This is a genomic window from Chitinophaga sp. (assembly GCF_039596155.1).
GTDB lineage: Bacteria > Bacteroidota > Bacteroidia > Chitinophagales > Chitinophagaceae > Chitinophaga.
This window is the reverse complement of record NZ_JBCNKF010000006.1, coordinates 84,988-105,512: the sequence shown is the minus strand read 5'-3', so window position 1 is coordinate 105,512 and position 20,525 is coordinate 84,988. Positions and strand designations below refer to the sequence as shown.

The 20,525-nt window shown below is 44.8% G+C and carries 20 protein-coding genes; 7 read left to right on the top strand and 13 right to left on the bottom strand.

What is annotated here, in order from left to right; all coding sequences use genetic code 11:
• Position 1: 1 nt before the first annotated feature.
• Entirely contained in the window at positions 2 to 691 is a 690-nt protein-coding gene (locus ABDW33_RS07835; protein WP_343689506.1) for an ABC transporter ATP-binding protein, read from the bottom strand.
• Between the two features lie 17 nt (positions 692 to 708).
• Positions 709 to 1,956, bottom strand: a complete 1,248-nt coding sequence (locus ABDW33_RS07830) for an efflux RND transporter periplasmic adaptor subunit (RefSeq protein ID WP_343689505.1) — start codon at positions 1,954 to 1,956, stop codon at positions 709 to 711.
• 289 nt (positions 1,957 to 2,245) lie between these two features.
• On the opposite strand from ABDW33_RS07830, the gene ABDW33_RS07825 reads away from it, so the two are divergent.
• The 5 genes from ABDW33_RS07825 to ABDW33_RS07805 all read left to right on the top strand — a co-directional run bounded on the left by ABDW33_RS07825 (position 2,246) and on the right by ABDW33_RS07805 (position 8,242).
• Entirely contained in the window at positions 2,246 to 3,601 is a 1,356-nt protein-coding gene (locus ABDW33_RS07825) for a sigma-54 dependent transcriptional regulator (RefSeq protein ID WP_343689504.1), read from the top strand.
• Positions 3,602 to 4,939 carry an ATP-binding protein gene (locus tag ABDW33_RS07820; RefSeq protein WP_343689503.1) on the top strand — a complete coding sequence of 446 codons (1,338 nt, stop codon included), beginning with the start codon at positions 3,602 to 3,604 and terminating at the stop codon, positions 4,937 to 4,939.
• Positions 4,940 to 4,956: 17 nt separating this feature from the next.
• Complete coding sequence (locus ABDW33_RS07815) at positions 4,957 to 5,604, top strand: hypothetical protein (protein WP_343689502.1); 648 nt, start codon at positions 4,957 to 4,959, stop codon at positions 5,602 to 5,604.
• Between the two features lie 159 nt (positions 5,605 to 5,763).
• Positions 5,764 to 7,362, top strand: coding sequence for an L-aspartate oxidase (gene nadB / locus ABDW33_RS07810; RefSeq protein WP_343689501.1), 1,599 nt, complete (start codon positions 5,764 to 5,766; stop codon positions 7,360 to 7,362).
• Between the two features lie 19 nt (positions 7,363 to 7,381).
• Entirely contained in the window at positions 7,382 to 8,242 is an 861-nt protein-coding gene (locus ABDW33_RS07805; protein WP_343689500.1) for a lysophospholipid acyltransferase family protein, read from the top strand.
• A 260-nt stretch (positions 8,243 to 8,502) separates the two neighbouring features.
• Here ABDW33_RS07805 and ABDW33_RS07800 read toward each other — a convergent pair whose 3' ends face one another.
• The 6 genes from ABDW33_RS07800 to ABDW33_RS07775 all read right to left on the bottom strand — a co-directional run bounded on the left by ABDW33_RS07800 (position 8,503) and on the right by ABDW33_RS07775 (position 13,461).
• On the bottom strand, positions 8,503 to 8,826 hold the full coding sequence (locus ABDW33_RS07800) for a BON domain-containing protein (RefSeq protein ID WP_343689499.1): 324 nt from the start codon (positions 8,824 to 8,826) through the stop codon (positions 8,503 to 8,505).
• Positions 8,827 to 8,854: 28 nt separating this feature from the next.
• Positions 8,855 to 9,664 (bottom strand): SDR family oxidoreductase, encoded by an 810-nt coding sequence (locus ABDW33_RS07795; protein ID WP_343689498.1) that lies wholly within the window; start codon positions 9,662 to 9,664, stop codon positions 8,855 to 8,857.
• Positions 9,665 to 9,776: 112 nt separating this feature from the next.
• The gene (locus ABDW33_RS07790; RefSeq protein ID WP_343689497.1) at positions 9,777 to 11,180 is read right to left on the bottom strand and encodes an MBL fold metallo-hydrolase; all 1,404 of its coding nucleotides are present in this window, start codon (positions 11,178 to 11,180) and stop codon (positions 9,777 to 9,779) included.
• A 293-nt stretch (positions 11,181 to 11,473) separates the two neighbouring features.
• The gene (locus ABDW33_RS07785) at positions 11,474 to 11,833 is read right to left on the bottom strand and encodes a metalloregulator ArsR/SmtB family transcription factor (RefSeq protein ID WP_146968294.1); all 360 of its coding nucleotides are present in this window, start codon (positions 11,831 to 11,833) and stop codon (positions 11,474 to 11,476) included.
• Positions 11,834 to 12,126: 293 nt separating this feature from the next.
• A complete protein-coding gene (gene tsaB, locus ABDW33_RS07780; protein ID WP_343689496.1) occupies positions 12,127 to 12,804 on the bottom strand; it encodes a tRNA (adenosine(37)-N6)-threonylcarbamoyltransferase complex dimerization subunit type 1 TsaB in 678 nt (225 codons plus the stop codon).
• A gap of 3 nt (positions 12,805 to 12,807) precedes the next feature.
• On the bottom strand, positions 12,808 to 13,461 hold the full coding sequence (locus ABDW33_RS07775) for a 3-hydroxyacyl-CoA dehydrogenase family protein (protein WP_343689495.1): 654 nt from the start codon (positions 13,459 to 13,461) through the stop codon (positions 12,808 to 12,810).
• 50 nt (positions 13,462 to 13,511) lie between these two features.
• Between ABDW33_RS07775 and ABDW33_RS07770 the strand changes: the two genes are divergently transcribed.
• Positions 13,512 to 13,892: a RidA family protein gene (locus ABDW33_RS07770; RefSeq protein ID WP_146968297.1), complete on the top strand. Its 381-nt coding sequence runs from the start codon at positions 13,512 to 13,514 to the stop codon at positions 13,890 to 13,892.
• A gap of 21 nt (positions 13,893 to 13,913) precedes the next feature.
• Here ABDW33_RS07770 and ABDW33_RS07765 read toward each other — a convergent pair whose 3' ends face one another.
• From ABDW33_RS07765 to ABDW33_RS07745, 5 genes are all read right to left on the bottom strand, one after another.
• The gene (locus ABDW33_RS07765) at positions 13,914 to 15,569 is read right to left on the bottom strand and encodes a L,D-transpeptidase family protein (protein ID WP_343689494.1); all 1,656 of its coding nucleotides are present in this window, start codon (positions 15,567 to 15,569) and stop codon (positions 13,914 to 13,916) included.
• Positions 15,570 to 15,689: 120 nt separating this feature from the next.
• Positions 15,690 to 17,240 (bottom strand): Rne/Rng family ribonuclease, encoded by a 1,551-nt coding sequence (locus ABDW33_RS07760; protein WP_343689493.1) that lies wholly within the window; start codon positions 17,238 to 17,240, stop codon positions 15,690 to 15,692.
• A gap of 304 nt (positions 17,241 to 17,544) precedes the next feature.
• Entirely contained in the window at positions 17,545 to 17,640 is a 96-nt protein-coding gene (locus ABDW33_RS07755) for an AURKAIP1/COX24 domain-containing protein (RefSeq protein WP_223233134.1), read from the bottom strand.
• A 34-nt stretch (positions 17,641 to 17,674) separates the two neighbouring features.
• Positions 17,675 to 18,517 carry a tetratricopeptide repeat protein gene (locus ABDW33_RS07750; protein WP_146968300.1) on the bottom strand — a complete coding sequence of 281 codons (843 nt, stop codon included), beginning with the start codon at positions 18,515 to 18,517 and terminating at the stop codon, positions 17,675 to 17,677.
• A 23-nt stretch (positions 18,518 to 18,540) separates the two neighbouring features.
• Positions 18,541 to 18,831, bottom strand: a complete 291-nt coding sequence (locus ABDW33_RS07745) for an HU family DNA-binding protein (protein ID WP_072362799.1) — start codon at positions 18,829 to 18,831, stop codon at positions 18,541 to 18,543.
• Positions 18,832 to 19,349: 518 nt separating this feature from the next.
• Between ABDW33_RS07745 and mutY the strand changes: the two genes are divergently transcribed.
• The gene (gene mutY, locus ABDW33_RS07740) at positions 19,350 to 20,414 is read left to right on the top strand and encodes an A/G-specific adenine glycosylase (protein WP_343689492.1); all 1,065 of its coding nucleotides are present in this window, start codon (positions 19,350 to 19,352) and stop codon (positions 20,412 to 20,414) included.
• Positions 20,415 to 20,525 lie beyond the last annotated feature (111 nt).

Here is a 20,525-nt window from a genome sequence, read left to right as displayed (position 1 = left end):
TTTAAACGTGAAACTGTTCCTTGATGTTCTCAGTGACTACTTTACCATCGAACAGGTTAACTACACGGTGTGCAAACCCTGCATCGTAAGGGCTGTGTGTGACCATGATCATCGTTGTACCGGCATCATTCAGCTCCTGCAACAGCTTCATTACTTCTTCCCCATTGGTAGAATCGAGGTTACCGGTAGGCTCATCGGCCAGGATCATCTTAGGCTTGGCAACTACTGCACGGGCAATTGCCACACGCTGTTGCTGACCACCCGACAACTGTTGCGGAAAGTGGTTGCGGCGATGCATAATATTCATACGCTCCAATACTTCCTCTACCTTCTTTTTACGATCGCTGGCAGGTACTTTCAGGTACAGGAGCGGCAATTCTACATTTTCAAATACAGTCAGTTCATCGATGAGGTTAAAACTCTGGAATACAAATCCGATAGAACCTTTTCTCAACTGTGCACGTTGCCTTTCACTCATCCTGGCTACTTCATGATCCCAGAAGTGATACTCTCCGCCAGAAGGGTTATCCAGCAACCCTAGGATATTCAGTAAAGTTGACTTGCCACAACCTGAAGGCCCCATGATAGCGACAAACTCACCGTCTTTTACTTCCATGTTGATGCCATTGAGCGCCGAAGTTTCTATTTCTTCCGTGGTAAATATTTTTTGCAGATTAACTGTACGTATCATTGCGGTTGTTTTGATTATTAAAATACTAATACTTCTTTATCTCCAAAATTCTCATAGGATGAAGTGATCACCTGTTCACCTTCCTGCAGGCCTTCGAGGATCTCAAAGAACTGCGGGTTTTTCTGGCCCAGGGAAATGTTGCGTTTTACAGCACGTTTACCACTTTTATCGACTACGTACACCCAGTTACCACCTGTGTCAGAAAAGAAACCACCTACCGGCAACAGCAGAGCTGCTGAAGATTTACCTAATTCGAGGCGGATAGGAGAGGATTGTCCTCTGCGTATGCCGTCAGGTGTTTCTTTGTCAAACTTCATATCTATATTAAAGCGGCCGTTCTTTACTTCAGGATATACCTTGATAATAACCAGGTCGTAGTTTTTGTTGTTGAATTCAAAGCTGGCTTTCAGCCCGGGAAACACCCTTGAAATATAATGTTCATCCACCTCAGCTCTCATCTTGAAACCATCCAGGTCATCAATCTGGCCGATGTTCTGGCCGGCCTGGATACTACCTCCCACTTCTGCATCTACCGATGACAATTGACCATCAATAGGCGCCTTCAGTACCAGGTTGTTCAGGTTATCCTTCATCATCTGGAGGTTACGCTGGGTACGGGCAATAGTAGATTCCAGTCTTTCAATCTGGATCCTGGCATTATCTTCCTGGAATTTCTGGCTCTCTATTTCGATCTGCTTTTGCTTGACCAATCTGTCATAATCCAGTTTGTATTTGATATAATCCTGGCGGGCTACAACCTTTTCATCAAAAAGCTGCTTGTTACGATCATACAGGTCTTTGGCCTGATCGATATCATAATCCAGTTTCGAAAGTGTCTGCTGCATAGTGAAACGGTTTTGCTTTAAACTTTGCCGGGTATTTTGCAGCTCATTGATCAGGCGGTATATTTCTGTTTCATGGTTGACAAACTCCATCATCATATTCTGGTTCTCAAGCCGGAGAATACTGTCTCCCTTCTTTACCGTACTTCCACCTTCCAGGTATTTCTGGCTTACATACCCTCCTACGATGGCATCCAGACGAATGGTCTTCAATGGCAATACGACAGCCGTAACAGCGATATACTGATCGAAAGTACCCCGGGTAACTTTAGAAATAGTGATCTTGTCCTTCTCTACATTTAACTTAGAGCGGTGATCAGCAAAGATCAGGTTATAGGCCAGCAACAATATTACTACTGCGCCTCCACTTACCAGGGTAATCCTTTTCTTTGACCAGTATTTCTTTTCTATTTTTCTATCCATAGGTGAATGTGCTAAACTTGCATTCCGAATAAGACAACCGGCATGCCAAAGCCGGGAATCCTTTACCAGCAAAGCATTTCACAGCGCAACCTCCAGCTAAATCGTCCTGTACCGCACACTGCACGTCCAATTCCGGACACTTTCCCTCAATCCGGCACCAGTACTGCCAAAAACCGAAATCTTTTTATAATATTGCCAGTGGCCACATCCGCAGTCGTCTACCCTTATTACTTATTGTCGGGAACATTGTTTGCGGAGTTCTATCAACTTTATATTTATTTAATTGGTTATGACTACGACAACACTGCCTGGTAAAATATTGATAGTAGATGATGATATGGACGTATTGCGTGCAGCACGTCTGCTGTTGAAACGCCATTTTGGTCAGGTAGATTTCGAACGCAATCCGCAAAAGATCCCATACCTGGTATCTAACTTCGAATACGACGTGATCCTGCTGGACATGAATTTCACCCGTGACCTGAGTAGCGGTAAGGAAGGTTTTGAATGGCTGGACAGGATCCTGGACATACAGCCTACAGCGGCTGTAGTGATGTTCACCGCTTATGGAGACGTAGAGATGGCAGTAAGGGCCATCAAGGCAGGGGCAGCCGATTTTGTACTGAAACCCTGGGAAAATGAGAAGCTCCTGGCCACCATGCAGGCTGCTTATAATAAAAAACACCAGCAAAAGGAAAAAGTGGCCCCTCCTGCCCCGGTCACCAACAATAATAATGCGATTATCGGCAATAGTCCGGCAATGATGGCAGTATTAGATACAGCCGCAAGGGTAGCCGGCACAGACGCCAACGTACTCATACTCGGTGAAAATGGTACAGGCAAGGATATGCTGGCCAGGCATATTCACCAGCTCTCCCACCGTACCAACAATCCTTTTGTGAGTGTCGACCTGGGTGCCATCAGCGAAAGCCTTTTTGAAAGTGAATTGTTTGGCCATGTGAAAGGTGCCTTTACCGATGCCCGCGAAGACAGGGTAGGCAGATTTGAGGAAGCCAACAAAGGAACGATCTTCTTAGACGAACTCGGGAACATCTCGCTACCCTTACAGGCTAAGTTGCTCACTGTACTGCAAAACAGGTCTGTCACCAAGGTGGGTAGTAACAAGGCCATTCCCGTAGATGTACGGCTGATCTGTGCCACCAATCGTAATATTCAACAGATGGCAGCACAGTATCTGTTCCGGCAGGATTTACTGTACCGCATTAATACGATTGAAATTCAGCTGCCACCACTCAGAGAAAGGCAGGAAGACATTATCGCCCTTGCCGAACACTTCCTGCAGGTATATAGTACTAAATATAAACGCCCGGTGAGTAGCCTGCATGAATCCCTCATTCAGCAATTATTACAATATGACTGGCCAGGTAATATCCGTGAACTGCAACATGCTATGGAACGGGCTGTTATCCTCTCACAAGGCAAGGTATTGCAGGCGAAAGATGTATTCGTAAAAAACCCCGTACAGGAAACCCAGCTGAATACCGGCTATAACCTGGAAGAGATGGAACGCAATATCATTACCCAGGCCATGAAAAAATGCAATGGCAATATCACAGAAGCCGCCAGGGAACTGGGCCTCAGCAGAGCAGCACTCTACAGAAGACTGGAAAAATATAATATCTAAATGAACCGGTTCAGCGTCAATATATTCCTGCGCATACTCCTGCTTACTGCCAGCACCATTGCCGGTGTAGAGGTATGGAGAATCCTGGGACCTATTCCAGGGCTGGCGATTGTCGCCCTGATCTGCATACAGATCTATGGAATGTATTACTATATGAACAGGATCAACAGGAAGCTGACACTCTTTCTGGAGTCCATCCGCTACGAAGATTTTTCCATCCGGTTCAGTGCCGATAATAAAATGGGCAAAAGCTTTCAGGCACTCAACTACCAGTTCAACGAAGTACTGGAAGCCTTCAGACAAACGAGGGCTGAAAAAGAAGCCAACCTGAAGTATATCGATACCATCGTACAGCATATCAGTATCGGTGTACTGTCTTTCGATGCGGAAGGAAGAATAGAACTGATCAACCCGGCCGCCTTCAAGTTATTGGGGATCTACCGGCTACGCAATATTTCGGAGCTGAAAACAGCACATCCTGATTTACCTGAATTGCTGCTTCAGGTTCACTCCGGCAATAAGATCCTGTATCGCACCCGTAGTGAACAACAACTGTCCATCCAGGCTGCGACCGTTCGCCTGCAGGGCCGGTTGGTCAAACTGATCTCCCTGCAGAACATCCATGCAGAGTTGCAACAAAAAGAGCTGGAAGCCTGGCAAAACCTGACCAAGATCCTTCGCCACGAGATCATGAATTCTGTCACGCCTATCGTTTCTCTCATCAGTACCATGCAGGATATCATAGAGCAGGATATAGCGCCGGACAGCCACCAGCAGGAGGCCATTACAGATCTGATGGAAGCCCTGGAAACGATTAAAAGCCGGAGTAAAGGTATTATGAACTTTGTGAATGCTTACCGGGATTATACCGCCCTGCCCAAACCCCAGTTCACAGATGTCAATATCAAGGAGCTGATCACGGTCGTGAGCAATCTGTTGCAATCAGATCTTAAGCAGGCAGGGATCTATTACCAGTGTGAAGTAGAATCTGCCGGTGCCGAAATTCATGCAGACAGTGCCCAGTTGCAAATGGTGCTCATTAACCTGATTAAAAATGCCATGGATGCACTGGAGCAAACTGCTCATCCTGAAATCAGGCTTACAGCTACCATGACTACGCCCAACCAGGTTTGTATTGCCATTGCTGACAACGGCCCCGGAATAGATGCAGATGCGATCAATAAGATATTCATACCTTTCTATACAACCAAGCGAAAAGGTAGTGGTATAGGACTCAGTCTCTCCCAACAAATCATTCAGCTGCATGGCGGACAATTGAAGGTAGATACCACCAGTAATCATGGTACGACATTTAATGTAATCCTGGCTACCGTGTAAAATCATATTTTTGCCGCATGAAACCGGTTACTTTTACCAGTGTATATTGGGGCTTAATGCCTGTACTGCTTTGGGGTTGTATCATCAATTCCTACTTTTTGATGCAGCTTTCCCTGGTACTGTTGACCATTTTATCGGTGGTATTTTTCATAAAAGGGACCCGCTTCACCCCGACTATCCTTAGAGTGCTGTTAATCATAGGATTAACCATCACGAGTCTACCTTATGTCCACCTTTCTGCTGTCGCTGCTATCCCTTTAGTTCACCTTGTCTATATAGCCTTTTTTCTAAAGATCCGGTATACCAATTATCCGCTGCCTACCTGTAAATGGGCATTTATTTTCCTGACGGAGGCCTTGGGACTGGCGATCTTTTTCTACCTCCTCCCCCGGTTAGAAGCATATGGTATGGTGTGGCAGGTGGTGCTTTGTATGTTTACTGCCTCTATAGCGCTTCAATCGGTCATGCATGCCTTTCGGCTCAGGGAACAGCCCCATGGCTGGTATTGCCTGGCTGGCATCACATTCCTGATAGCCGGTGGTGCACTGGCGTTAGCCCATCCTTCGCTAAGCGTGTTTTGCTACGCCCTGGCCAATTACGGCCTCGTCTATGGTGCTACCCGCTATATCTGGCAAAAGCAGGGCACCCCCTTACAGGTAAGTTGATTGCCAATCACCGGCGAGGCTCCGGTTCCCTGCAGGTATTTCAGCGAACCTCACAGGTCATACAATTCCCGGGATCAATCTATCTGCAACACGCCTGCTGATGCAATCAGGTAACAATCCGGTAATATACCGTACATTTGATTCGCTAGACGAGTTATTATGCAACAGACAGACTTTTTAGTGATCGGTTCCGGCATCGCAGGATTAACCTATGCGCTCAAAGTGGCAGGTGCCTGTCCAGATAAAAAGATCACCATCATCACTAAGACCCAGGAAGACGAAACGAATACAAAGTATGCCCAGGGTGGCGTAGCCGTAGTGAATGACCTTGAGAATGACAGTTTTGCCAAGCACATTGAGGATACGCTGATTGCCGGAGATGGCCTATGCAACAAAAAGATAGTGGAGATCGTAGTGAAGGAAGGGCCGGAGCGGGTGAACGAAATCATAGAATGGGGGGCTAACTTTGACAAGAATCCGGGTGGTGAATTTTCCCTTGGTAAAGAAGGGGGCCACTCAGAGTTCAGGGTGATCCACTACAAGGACATTACCGGTTATGAAATAGAAAGAGCCTTGCTGGCAGCTGTGCGACAGCACCCAAATATCGAACTGGTCACCCACTGCTTTGTGATAGATCTCATTACCCAGCATCACCTCGGTTACCTGGTGACTAAATCCACACCTGACATAGAATGTTACGGGGTATACGTACTGAATCTCCTTACCAATAAGATAGAAAAGATCCTGAGCCGCATTACGCTCCTGGCCACCGGTGGCAACGGGCAGGTGTATCGCAGCACCACCAATCCATCTATAGCCTCCGGCGATGGTGTGGCGATGGTATACCGCGCAAAAGGCAGAATAGAGAACATGGAGTTCATCCAGTTCCACCCCACCGCCCTCTATCAGCCAGGTGTGAACAATGCCTTCCTGATTACAGAAGCAGTGCGCGGTGATGGAGGTATCCTGCGCAATATTCACGGCGAAGACTTTATGCATAAATATGATCCACGTCTCTCCCTTGCTCCACGCGATATCGTAGCCAGAGCTATAGACAGTGAGATGAAGATCACCGGTACAGAACATGTCTATCTCGATTGCCGCCATATGGATATGGAGAAGTTCATTCACCACTTCCCGAATATCTATGAAAAATGCCTGGCCTCCGGTATCGATGTGAAGAAAGATATGATACCAGTAGCACCTGCTGCCCACTATAGCTGCGGAGGCATCAAGGTCAATGAACACGGTTGTACCAGTATTCAGAACCTGTATGCATGCGGTGAATGTTCCAGCACCGGACTACACGGTGCTAACCGCCTTGCTTCGAACTCACTGCTGGAAGCCATGGTATTTGCACACCGTTGCTACCTGACAGCTGTAGACAGGATCAATTCAATCGCATTCAAAGAAAATGTACCTGACTGGAACGCAGCAGGCACCACCGCTCCAAAAGAAATGATCCTCATCACCCAGAGTCTGAAAGAACTGAAGCAGATCATGAGTGACTACCTGGGTATCGTGCGTACCAATGAGCGTATACAAAGAGCGATACGCCGGCTGGATATACTGCATGAGGAAACAGAAAGCTTATACGAGAAAACCGAGGTATCTCCCCAGTTGTGTGAGTTACGTAACCTGATCACAGTAGGTTATCTGATCGTAAAAAGCGCTTCCTTCCGTAAAGAAAGCAGGGGACTTCATTTCAATACCGACTATCCAAATAAGAGCGCGCTGGTACAAAACATTGTGTTATAGAATTTGTTGCTAAGAAGAGATGTACTATTTAATACTGGCACTAACATACGCCATTTCAATATTGCCATTGTGGCTGTTATACCTCATCAGCGATGGGTTATACTTCATTATTTACTACCTGGTAGGCTACCGGAAAAAGATTGTATTTGATAATCTCCGGCAATCTTTCCCTGAAAAATCCCCGGCAGAGATTACAAAACTGGCAAGAAGTTACTACCGCAATCTGACGGATATGACTGTGGAGACAGTCAAACTATTGACCATGAGCAAAAAGTCGCTGGGAAAACGCTTTAAATGCGATTTGACAGTATTGCATGACCTCTATGCACAGGGAAAAAGTTGTCAGCTGCATTTAGGCCATAATTTCAACTGGGAATGGGCCAATGTATTTTGCATGCAAAGGGTAGGTTTTCCTTTTCTGGTGGTGTACATGCCGCTTACCAACAAGCCGGCGGATCGTTTTTTTCGGCACTTTCGCGAGCAATCAGGAACAGTGCTGATTCCGGCAAATGACATCAAGGAGGCAATGGCCCCCTGGCAGCATAAACAGCACCTCATAGCCCTGGTAGCAGACCAGAATCCCGGCAACCCACGGCGCAGCTATTGGTTTCCATTTTTGAACCGAATGACAGCATTCTACAAAGGCCCGGAGATGACAGCGAGAAGAAATGATACGCCCGTCGTATTTGTAGACATCAGAAAAGTGAAAAGAGGCTACTATCATGCTACCCTGAAACTGGCATTCGACCATCCGCAACAGGAACCGGAAGGTAAAGTGACAGAAACTTTTGTACGGTACCTGGAGAAAAATATCCTGGAACAACCTGACGTGTGGGTATGGAGCCACAGAAGGTGGAAACATCGCTATAACGAGCAATAAAAACAATAGGAAGATAAAAGGGAAGCGGTCTCTCATTCATGAGTGAGAGACCGCTTCCCTTTTTATATGGTAGCAATAGGACCACTACTACATCGAATGAGTACTAATACATCACCAAAAGGGCACTTCAATATCCAATTGATATTGAAGTGCCCTTTTGGTGTACTTATGGTGACGTTATAGCAACGTTATAACACTGTAGTCACGTGCATAAAAACGAGAGCGCCCCTGGCCGGAGCGCTCTCGTTTTAGCTATTTATTTATTGTTGTCCGCTTTGATGAACGCCGGAATCGTCCGGCATTGGTGGTGGCGGTGGTATAACTGGTTCCACCATAATGTTGTTATTGACCGCCTTCACACCGTTTACATGTTTCACGGCATCTTCTGCTGCTACCTTTGCACTGTCATTGGGGACTTCTCCGTTCAGGTCAACTACGCCATCTTTTACTTCGGCTGAAACACCGGGTGAATTATTCAGTTTATCAATTACGGCCAGCCTGACGGTATCATCTCCGGGCTGGCATGAATACAGGCTGGTAACCGCCAGCATGCTGGCGGCCATCAATAAAGGTTTACGATTCATGGTTAAATTTTTTAATTACTAAAATGCATTATCCATTGTCGGCAAAGCCGGGATAAAGGGTCATTCCACCATCAATAAACAAGGTCGTACCTGTCATATAATCGCTCTCATCACTTGCCAGCCACACGGCCGCTTTAGCGATATCCTCAGGGGCTCCTATTCTGCCGTAAGGGATGAGTTCCAATAATTTCTGTTCATCTTCCGGGGTATCCCATGCATCTTTATTGATGCGTGTTTTGATCGCGCCGGGGGCCAGGCTGTTCACTCTTATCTTATAGGGAGCCAATTCCTGTGCCATAGATTGCATGAGTAACTTCACGCCGCCCTTGCTCGCTGCATAATTTACATGGCCGGCCCAGGGTATAACTTCGTGCACACTACTCATACAAATGATTTTTCCGGCAGCTTTGGAGCGGGATGCCTGTACACCTCTTCTTTTAAATTCCTTTGCGGCTTCGCGTGCACAAAGGAATTGTCCTGTCAGGTTTGTACCGATCACGGCATTCCACTGATCCAGGGTCATTTCCAGGAAGGGGGCATCCTCCTGAATACCTGCATTGGGAACCACAATATCAAGCGTACCGTAGCGGGATAAGATGGCTGAAAACATGGTCAGCACTTCCTCTTCCTTACTGATGTCACATTGATGTACGAAACCATCCCCTCCGGCAGATTTAATCTGATCCAGGATTTTCTCAGCATCTGCCTTGCTTTTGTCACTATGAAAGTTAATGATCACTGAGGCACCGGCTTCAGCCATAGCCACTGCAATGGCAGCCCCGATCCCTGTACTGCTGCCGGTGACCAGTGCCACCTGTCCTTGTAATTGTTTGCCCATAGGAAGTACTGTTTTTTTGCATATTGTTGGTCAAAAAGCATACCTCCCGTGTATAAAAAAAAGGACCATGTGGGTAGCATGGTCCTTTTTTAATTATCTGGCAATAAATGTATTAATTCAACACGTTCGTTTCTTTCACAACTTCCAGTCCATTTGTACCCTTCATGTTGTTATACCCACCTTCTACATTGCGCAGGTTGTGAATACCTTCTCTCTTGAGCAGAGAGCAGGCAATAATGCTTCTATAGCCACCCTGACAGTGTACATACAGGTTATGATTTTCATCGAAATCACCCAGGTTACCGGGATCAGTCATATCGCTGAGGGTCAGGTTGATCGCATCCTTGATGTGACCATCGGCAAACTCGGCAGGTTTACGAACATCCACAATTACCAGGTTAGGATCATGTGGAATGTCCATCGCCAGTTCATCAGGTTCCACGTTAATGATCATGTCGTGCTTTTCGCCGGCGGCAATCCATGCTTCGTAGCCACCCTGCAGGTACCCTACTACATGATCGAAGCCGACACGGGCCAGACGAATGATTGTCTCTTCTTCCTGGCCAGGAGTCGTTACCAATACGATGTCCTGTTCAAAGTTAAGCAGGCTGCCTGCCCATTCTGCAAACCTGCCTTCCAGACCGATGCTGAGGGAACCTGGTACAAATCCGTTTGCAAATTCAGTAGCAGGGCGGGTATCCAGGATGCCAACACCTTCTTTCACTTTCGCCTTAAAAGCGGCTACGCTCAGTGGCTGATTTGCCTTTCCCATCACTTCCTGCAGCGCATCGTAACCTTCTTTGTTAATGCGTGCATTGATCGGGAAATAAGACGGAGGAGTAGCAAGACCATCAGTTACTTCTGCAATAAAAGAGGCTTTATCATTGGCCAGGAGTGCATAGTTGTTCGCTTTTTCCTCGGCCAGGGTACTGAAGGTATTCGGCCCCAGGTTCTTGCCGCAGGAAGAACCCGGCCCATGAGCAGGATAAACGGTTACGTTGTCAGGCAGGGTTTTAATCTTATTATTCAGTGATTCGTATAGCAGACCCGCCAGTTCTTCTTTGGTCAGATTACCACTGAAGAGGTCAGGACGACCTACATCGCCGACGAAGAGGGTATCACCTGTAAACAGGCTGGCAGGTTGGTTATTTTCATCCAGCAGCAGGTAACAGGTAGATTCCAGTGTATGACCGGGAGTGTGGATCACCTGCAGGCGCAGTTTTCCGATATTGAACACCTCTCCATCTTTGGCTTTGTAAATAGGGAAGCTTGTTACAGCTTCAGGCCCATATACAATGGGTGCCTGTGTAGCTGCTGCCAGCTCCAGGTGACCTGATACGAAATCAGCATGGAAGTGAGTTTCGAAGATATACTTTATGGTAGCATTACGTTCTTTAGCGAGGTCGAGGTATGCATCTATATCCCGCAGGGGATCTATCACAACGGCTTCACCTTCCGACTCAATAAAGTAGGCAGCTTCCGATAAGCAATTAGTATACAGTTGCTTTACAAACATTTGGTCTTTGATTTCCTGCAAATTTACGGATAATAAAGCAGGAAGTACCAGGGGTATGAGGAGAGAACATATTAGGAATGCTAAACAGATATGTATAGCAAAAAAACATCAACCCGTTATGAATCATAACCGGAATGATGTTGAAAGTTTTTTTACAATGCTACTGAGCCATCACTACAAATAAGTGCTTCTCCAACAAAAATTTGAGCCTAACTAAAAGTTCTCAGCATAATTCACTCTTAGTTAGGCCCCAATATTTTTTGTACTCAGCTGAGCAATAACCAAAACCATAATTAGCCTACCAGCTCTTCTACGAATTTGGCAACTTCTGCTATACGAGCCTTGTTAATCGTATAGTGAATGAATTTACCATCTCTCTCGGTAATCACAATGCCGGCACGACGAAGAATAGCCAGATGCTGTGAAGCTACTGACTGCTCCAAACGCAGCTTAACGTAGATTTCAGTCACTGTCATTTTTTTGTGATCTTCCAGCAGCTTAATCATTTGCTGGCGCAGCTTATGATTGATTGCACGCAATACCATAGCTGCCTTCTTAACGGCAATGTAATCCAATTTAATTTGGTCTTTTTCATTGGTACCTCTAGAAATAATAAGAGTATTAGAAGAGGTCGTTAATAATGTTTTTTCCATCGCATAATAGTTTTAAAAAATGATGAAATGAAAGGGATCAACGGACAGTAAACCCATAACTTGTTAGAAAACAATAACCGGGTATCGATTTATACAAAAATATAATATTAGTCGTAATAAAAAAAACTTCTATACCTTATTTTTTAATATATAGAAGGCGTTTACTTGCCAATTAAACGTAATTTGACAATTTCATGACACTATTTTGAATAAATGTGAAGATTACGCTTCTTTTTAAGGTTAAAAAGATGGCTTTAGGGGGCTAAACAAGCAGGTTATGACAGTATGAGTACTTACTTCTTCATTGTTGTGTGGAAGGGTTTAAGGTAGAACGGACTGAAATATGCTACGTCTTCAAATGTGCCGTTCCGGAATGCTTTTTCTGCCAATTGTACCATATGTTCTGCATTCATTGTATATGGCAAAAATGTAGCATGCGGGTTTTCGCCCAGTAACGGCTGCCATTTTTCACTACCATTTCCAAAGAAAAAGACGCGTTTATCTGCCAGTTGATCAGCATAGGATGCAGGACTTAAAATCAATGCCTGCGGGGGTAATATTTCATCCAGCTGTGCTGTGTATACAGCGGTATACACTTCCATTCTTCTTGCATCCAGCATGGGGGCATATAAGGAGTCCTCATCGTTGGTTTGAGAAAACATTCCCTGAGTCATTTGTTGAAGTGTGGAAACGGCTATTAACGGTTTTTCCCAGGCATAACATAATCCTTTGGCGGTGGCCACTCCTATCCTTAATCCGGTGTAGGATCCAGGCCCTGCACTTACAGCAATGGCATCCAGCTGTGCGGGTGTTACCTGATGCTCCTGCATTAACTGCTGAATAAACAGTGTCATGGTCGCAGCATGATCCTGCTGTTGATCATTGACAAGGGTCTGTACTACCTGTCCATCCCTGGAGAGACATACAGATCCTATATTCGTAGCCGTATCGATATTGAGTATTAATGCCATTATCTAATTATTAGTAGCTTCTTTTTTCAATAATTCACTGATCATATACCGTGGATTGCCGGTAGCTGTGTGAACTGCTGCCAGTACTTCATATACCTGTCTGATCCCGATTTTTTTACTCCATTCAAAAGGTCCCATGGGATAGTTGGTACCTAGTTTCATCGCGACGTCAATATCTTCCCTGGAAGCTGTATTGGTTTCAGCTGCCATATAGGCTTCATTGATGATCATACATACTACCCTGGGAGTGACCATGCCCACGGCATCCTGCACCAGTTCATACGCCCATCCCAGTTGCTGCATGATAGCAGTTAACACAGGTTGCTGTGCATCTTCCAGCAGGGAGATTTCCGTTACCGGCATTTCAATGAACCCGGGTAAAAAGTTGCAACCAATAAGGGTACAACCATATTTAGAATTCACTGCCTGCAGTGAGGTTTTTACTACCCCTGCCAGCACGGGAATAGTCGGAAATTGTGCGTAAACAGCTGCATTGTCAGGGTGTTCATCGAACTCCAGATCGATGACGAGGTCTTTGCCCTGCATCACCTCCGGCCCTTTCAGGTCATCAGCCTGCTCTACCGTATGTGTAGCCAGGCTTCCTTTGCGCTGTAACGCTATAAAATTTTGCTCATCTCCGATAATCAGGATAGTCATGGGCTAAATTTTCGCAAACCTATTAATTAATAACTAATTATTTTTACACTATGGAAAAACAGATCATCAATACGCCGAACGCGCCTGCTCCTATAGGCCCATATAACCAGGCAATACTGACAGGCAATATGCTGTTTGCATCTGGACAGATTGCGATCAATCCAGCGACCAATCAGCTGGTAACTGAAGACATCGTTGCAGAAACCCACCAGGTGATGCAGAATGTAAAGGCAATTCTGAACGCTGCTGGTATGGAATTCAGCGATGTACTGAAGAGCACCATCTTCATCACCGATATGAATGATTTCGGTAAAATTAACGAAGCTTATGGTAGTTATTTCAGCGGTTATGCTCCTGCCCGTGAAACTGTGCAGGTAGCTGCTTTGCCAAAGAATGTACATGTGGAGATCTCTGTGATCGCCAGTAAGTAATATGTAAGCCAAAGGCTGACTTTATAAGTCAGCCTTTGTGCCAAATAAGGTGGTGGCCAGTTTTGCATCATGGCCATATACATCATCTCTGAAATTGAGTCTGCCCTCACTATCCACAAATGCAGTGAAATAGCCAATATACACCGGTACTCTTTGTTTCAGCGTTACGAATTTCTCTTTACTTCCATTCATTGCTTCTACAATCTTTGATTTATTCCAGCTGGAATCATTTCGGAGCAACCATTCTGCCAGATGCTGCGGTTCAGCAACCCGGATACAGCCATGGCTGAAAGTACGTTTGTTTTCGCCAAATAATCCCTTTGATGGTGTATCGTGCAGGTATATATTGTATTCATTCGGAAAGAGGAACTTCACTTTACCCAATGCATTGGAGCCGCCTGGCAACTGACGAATGATATATGGGAAATTGGAGATGGAAGCTTTGCTCCAGTTGATAGATCCGGCGCTTACAGGCTGACCGTTGCCTGTTACCACCTCCATATGATTGCGGGCCAGATAACCGCTGTTACGGCGCATAGCAGGTAGCACTTCGTTCTTTAAAATGCCGGGAGGTACATTCCAGTATGGAGCGAATACTACATATTTCACTTCATTGCTGAAGATAACCGTGTTTGCCCCCGGTTTTCCTACTACAACGTTACAGCTCCAATCTACTTTACTGCTGTCATATACATACAGTTTAAAGGCCGGAATATTTACCAGCAGATAGGTGGATGGCGGAGAAGCCGGTACCCAGCGAAGGCGCTCCATGTTAATAAGTATCTGTGTAATACGCTGCTTGGGTGTCACATTCAAAGCACGCAATAAAGGTGCCTGAATGGTACCATCAATTTTCAGCCCTGTTCGATCCTGGAAGTTGCGGATGGCGGTATCGAGTGCTGCTGTAAATACGGCAGAGGTATCAGCAGCCGTCAGGTCGCCTAACAGGTACAGGCGATGTTTTACACCGGCAATAACGGGCGCTGTTGCACCTTGCTTATATAATTTTTCCGTAGCCCGGAGAGAGTCCCATGGTTCTTTTTCCAGGGAGGCCAGTTGTTTCAGTTTATTCCGCAGCAGTTTGTACTGGATGTTCACGGGTTCTTCGAACGCGTTGGCAGGACGGGTGATCATAGAGTCCAGCAGGCCTTGCAGATCAATCTGTTTGCGTGGAATGAACCATTCAAGATCTTTGGCTGTATCGGAGGTAAGGCCGCCCCATACTTTATTGCCGTATGCAAAAAATTGGGCAGTGAGCGACAGTTCGATCTGGGAAACAGCTTTATCTCCGGGCTTCAGTTTACCTCCCTCCATCATAAGGGTATCGTAAACATCGCGCAGTGGACGACTGATAATGCTACTATCGTTCAGTCCAAAGTCAGCATCAGATTTCATGAGGTTGATGAAGTTCCCTGCCTGTTCGGTGAGTTGTCCATCGTTACCGATCCAGGCAAAGTGAAAGTTCCGTTGTCTGTAAAAGTTACGGATATATGAAGCATTGCTGGAATCGTGTTGTAAAAATGAATTCACAGCGTTGCTATCGAGGGTGAGATCAATATAGTCCTTCTGGGTATAATGACTGGTATCTCTTGCCCGCTGGCGTTTACGTTTACCTTCGTGATTACACGATGCGAAGACAACTGCCAATGCAAGCAGCAACAGGGGAACATTGCGCATGATCATGATTTAAAGTGGTGTGATATAAAAGTAAAGGAAAAAGTTGATACCGATATAAAAGCAAAATGCTTAATGCGGTGTAGGCATTAAGCATTTTGCAATATTGTTTGGAAATTAGTTTTAGAGTTTTATTTCTTCATCATTGGCATCAAAAAAGCGGTATTCTGTCAGGTGGTAGTTAGAGTCTGCTTTTATTTTGATCCATTTTTTATAGCCGAAATACCATTTCCATTGACGAGAGGTAAGGAATCCTTGTGTAAGGAAAGCTTTGAAGATGGGGTGCACATGAATGGAGAGTCCTTTGTGCTGATGGTTAATCAGGTATTGCAGGTTCTTTTCAATGTCATCTATGATTAGTACGGAGGCGCCGATTTTGCCGGTACCATGGCAGGTAGGGCAATCTTCAGCCACAGAAATTGTGACTTCAGGTTTCACCCTTTGACGGGTGATCTGCATGAGTCCGAATTTGGAGATAGGCAGGATGGTGTGTTTAGCTCTATCCTGGGCCATGAATTTCTCCATTGCTTCGTATACTACCTTTTTGTTTTCAGGCAGCTTCATATCGATGAAGTCAATGATGATAATTCCTCCAAGGTCGCGCAGGCGCAGTTGCCGGGCAATTTCTGCAGCGGCTTCCAGGTTGGATGCCAGTGCGTTTTGTTCCTGGTTATTACTGGAGCTTTTGTATCCGCTGTTCACGTCGATGACGTGGAGGGCTTCTGTCGCTTCAATAATGAGGTATACACCACTATCCAGGTTAACGGTTTTGCCGAACGATGCTTTTACCTGACGGGTAATGCCGTAGTGATCAAAGATGGGTGCGCCATTATGATAATAGGTAACGATATCCTGTTTCTCGGGGGCAATCTTTTGGATATACGCCCGGGTATCAGTGTACATATTTTTATCGTTAATGACGATCCGGTTGAAACTTTCGTTCAACAGGTCACGGAGGATACTGGTAGTCTTGGCCTGTTCGCTCAGTATTTTCTGTGGAGGTTGTGCGCCTTTCAGATTTGACTGGATATTTTTCCAGGTTTCGACCAGGGTGGTAAGGTCTTCGTGCAGTTCTGCAGTTTTCTTTCCTTCAGCGGCTGTGCGTACTATTACACCGAAATTGGGTGTTTTGATAGCTTCGACGATCTTTTGCAGGCGTTTTCTTTCTTCGGAAGAGTGTATCTTTTTAGATACAGCTACAATGTCATTAAAGGGTGTTAACACGATAAATCTTCCTGGTAAAGAAATTTCACAGCTCAGACGGGGGCCTTTAGAAGAAATGGGCTCTTTCAGGATTTGCACGAGAATGTTGGGTTTACCGCCCAGCACATCTGTGATTTTACCGGTTTTTACAATTTCCGGTTCGTTCTTAAACTTTGTAAAGTCAAACCCCTCGGGGGTTTTATCAGAAATAGCCTGCTGGGTAAATTTTAGTATAGAGCGAATGTATGGGCTAAGATCTGTGTAATGCAAAAAGGCATCTTTTTCAAAGCCAACGTCTACAAACGCTGCATTCAGTCCTGGAATTAGTTTTTTAACCCGCCCCAGGTATAAATCTCCTACTGCAAAATTGGGGTTGCCACTTTCATGATGCAATTCGACCAATTTTTTATCTTCCAGCAACGCTATTTCCACACCAGTAGGTGCCGCATTTATAATTAGTTCCTTGTTCAAGCGTCCAAAATTTTAACCATTATTACTTCACCTTTATGTTATGCACGACTATTTAATAACAGCTTACTGCATACCAGATTATAGCTAACAGTGATGTTAGCGTACATGATGATGGATTGCTTAAGGGTTTAGCGATCTAGCAGGTAATATCCGGGATGCTAAGCGGGAATTGTGGAAAAACCTGCATGACTTCAGCAATTTAAGAATAATCGCTAAAATCATGCAGGATATATAAAAAAATTTATCCGATTAACACGCCGTAAATAAAACCTGGTTAGTATAAATGGCGGGAAACAGGAGAAAACTATTTCTTATTCTTCTTATGACGGTTCTTTCTCAGTCTTTTTTTACGTTTGTGGGTAGCGATTTTATGTCTCTTTCTTTTCTTACCGCAAGGCATACTAAAAAGTTTAAAATGTTTAGAAAATAGAATATTATTGAATACTCTTAATATAATTGTCAATTTCAGCCTTTAGGGCTGGGTCTTTGAGCAGTTTTTTGCATTGCTCGAACAGTTCCACTGCTTTTTTCACATCACCTTTAGAGCGATAAGCTTCAGCCTGGACGAAAATAGCTTTCGCTTCGTCCGGATGGCGTTGCAACAGTGTGTCCATACGTTGGATGGCTTTTTCGTACTGTCCGGATTGGATAGCAAGATTAGCCAGTGTCAACTGAGCTTCAAGATTGTCGGGATTGGCAGCCACCACTTCCCTAAGTTTTTGGACACCGACCATAGGTTCGCCGGTATTTAAATACAACAGCGCCTGTTGAATCTTCAGGGAATCATTGTTCGGGCTAAGTTTAATAGCCTGATCCAGCAATGAGAGTGCCTGTTGGCTTTCCCATTTACTAATTGCCGGGTCCTGAGCATGTTCCAGGTGTTCCAAAAATAAATTGGCTGCAAAGGTGAGGCTTTTTTCGGAATTTTCCAACTTGGCGGCTTCGCCAAGATAATGCGCAGCTATGGGTAGTTGGTTAAGGCTATCCCATGAGGCATAAAGCTGTTTGTAAGCGGCTATCTGCTGAGTTTTAACATCTCCCCGCACTACTTTATTTTCCAAAGAATTGATCAAAAGTAATTTATCAGCAGGGACTTTTTGCTTGGCGGTAGCCAGCAATTCGCTAAAGGCAATAGGTTGCTGCTCCTGACCGCCCATCATAGGGCCGGCAGTTGGCATAGCTTTCTTCTCCGAATGTGGTATGGTGCGGCCGAAGGCGACCAATACAACTAGTAATGCCACCGCGGCACCCACCAATAGAACTTGTGATTTTTGCACGCCTTAAATATTAGGCTGCAAAATTACGAAGAACTTTTAAGCTTCTTTACCTCAGCAACGAATTCTTTCGAAGGCTTGAATGCAGGAATAAAGTGCTCTGGAATTTCTACCGCCACATTCTTCTTGATGTTACGACCAATCTTGGCCGCTCTCTTCTTTGTAATAAAGCTACCAAAACCTCTAATATAGATATGCTCGCCATTAGCCAACGCTTCCTTGACCTCCTTAAACATGGCTTCTAGTGTTACTAACACATCTACTTTAGGTATGCCGGTTTTTTCAGCAATATTGTTAATTAAGTCAGCTTTTCTCATAATTGAAGCGAAGGATTACTTGTCCCAAAATTATTTAATTTTTTTTAATTGCTGAATTTTAAGCAAATAAATTTTATCTTTTTTTCTTATACCTTATATCTTTTTAATAATAACTCTACAAGTCTTTGTGTATTAATCACTAATGCATATTCCGGCAATAGGTCATTCCTGAGCAGAGGTCTTATTTAGTGATCAATATATGGTCACTTCTTCAGGTATGTAGCAGAATATTTCACTAAACCACTACTTAACGAATATACAAAAAATAATATTCATTTTGTCTTTTTTTTCTGCTCTTAATGAAAAAGTTACGTCCATTTGAACAAAATAAAATTCGGCATCCTACTTAAATATAACGCATATTTCTTCACATTAGTCTATTTATCAGCTAGTTCTGTTAAAAAAGTATTTAGATAACAGATATTTTCATATGTTATAGATGATTATATATATTTTCACTGCACCTCCCTTTCTGACTACTCATTTTATCATTCCTGTCTCACTTATCTTTGCATTCCATGAAACAATTTTTCACCAGTACCCTCCTCGAATGGAATCGTGAAGACAATACGCGCACAATGCCGTGGAAAGGCGAAAAAGATCCCTATCGTATATGGCTGTCCGAAATTATTCTCCAGCAAACCCGCGTGGAACAAGGATGGGCCTATTACGAAAAGTTTATACAGGCTTACCCTACCGTACAGCAATTAGCCGCTGCTCCGGAAGAAGAAGTATTCCGCCTCTGGCAGGGACTAGGGTACTATGCCCGTTGTAAAAATATGCTGGCAGCCGCCAGGCAGATCGTTTCACAGTACCACGGACACTTTCCCAATACCTACGAAGCTATCCAGTCGCTTAAAGGTATTGGCCCCTACACCTCCGCCGCAATCGCTTCCTTTGCGTTCAACCTTCCACATGCTGTGCTGGATGGCAACGTATTCAGAGTGCTCTCCCGCTTCTTTGACATCGATACGCCTATCGATAGTACCGCCGGCAAAAAACAGTTCGCAACCCTGGCAGCTGAACTACTCCCCCACGGAGAATCAGCTACTTACAACCAGAGTATCATGGATTTTGGCGCTGTGGTATGCAAACCTCAACAGCCAGCCTGCAAAACATGCCCCCTGGCCAGGAAGTGCAAAGCCCTTCAACTGAACCTTGTTGGCGTGCTACCCGTAAAGGCAAAGAAGCTCGTGATCAAAAAACGATACTTCAACTACCTGATTGTAAGACACAAAGACGATCTATATATCCGCAAGCGTACCGAAAATGATATCTGGCAAAACCTGCATGAGTTTGTTCTCATTGAAACCACCGCCCCCGCCGATATCACAGCCTTAAAAAAACTCCCCGCCTTCAAAGAAAAAGTGGGTAATATACGTTATAACATAGATGCAGTGTCCGCCTCGTTCAAACAGCAGCTTACACATCAAACCATTCATAGCCAGTTCATCATGCTATCTGTCACACAACAGCCTGAAATGCCCGGCTATACGGCAGTGCCCCAGGATCAACTGGATAGGTATGCATTCCCGAAAACTATTACTGACTTCCTGAAACGTGGGGAATTAAGCTTGTTCTGATACTAAAACTAACTGCCGATAAATTGCGCTCAACTTGCTGCGGCAAGGTATTTGAAGCTAAAAGTAGTCAGCATTTTTTTCACATCGATTTGAAAAAAATGTTAACTTTAA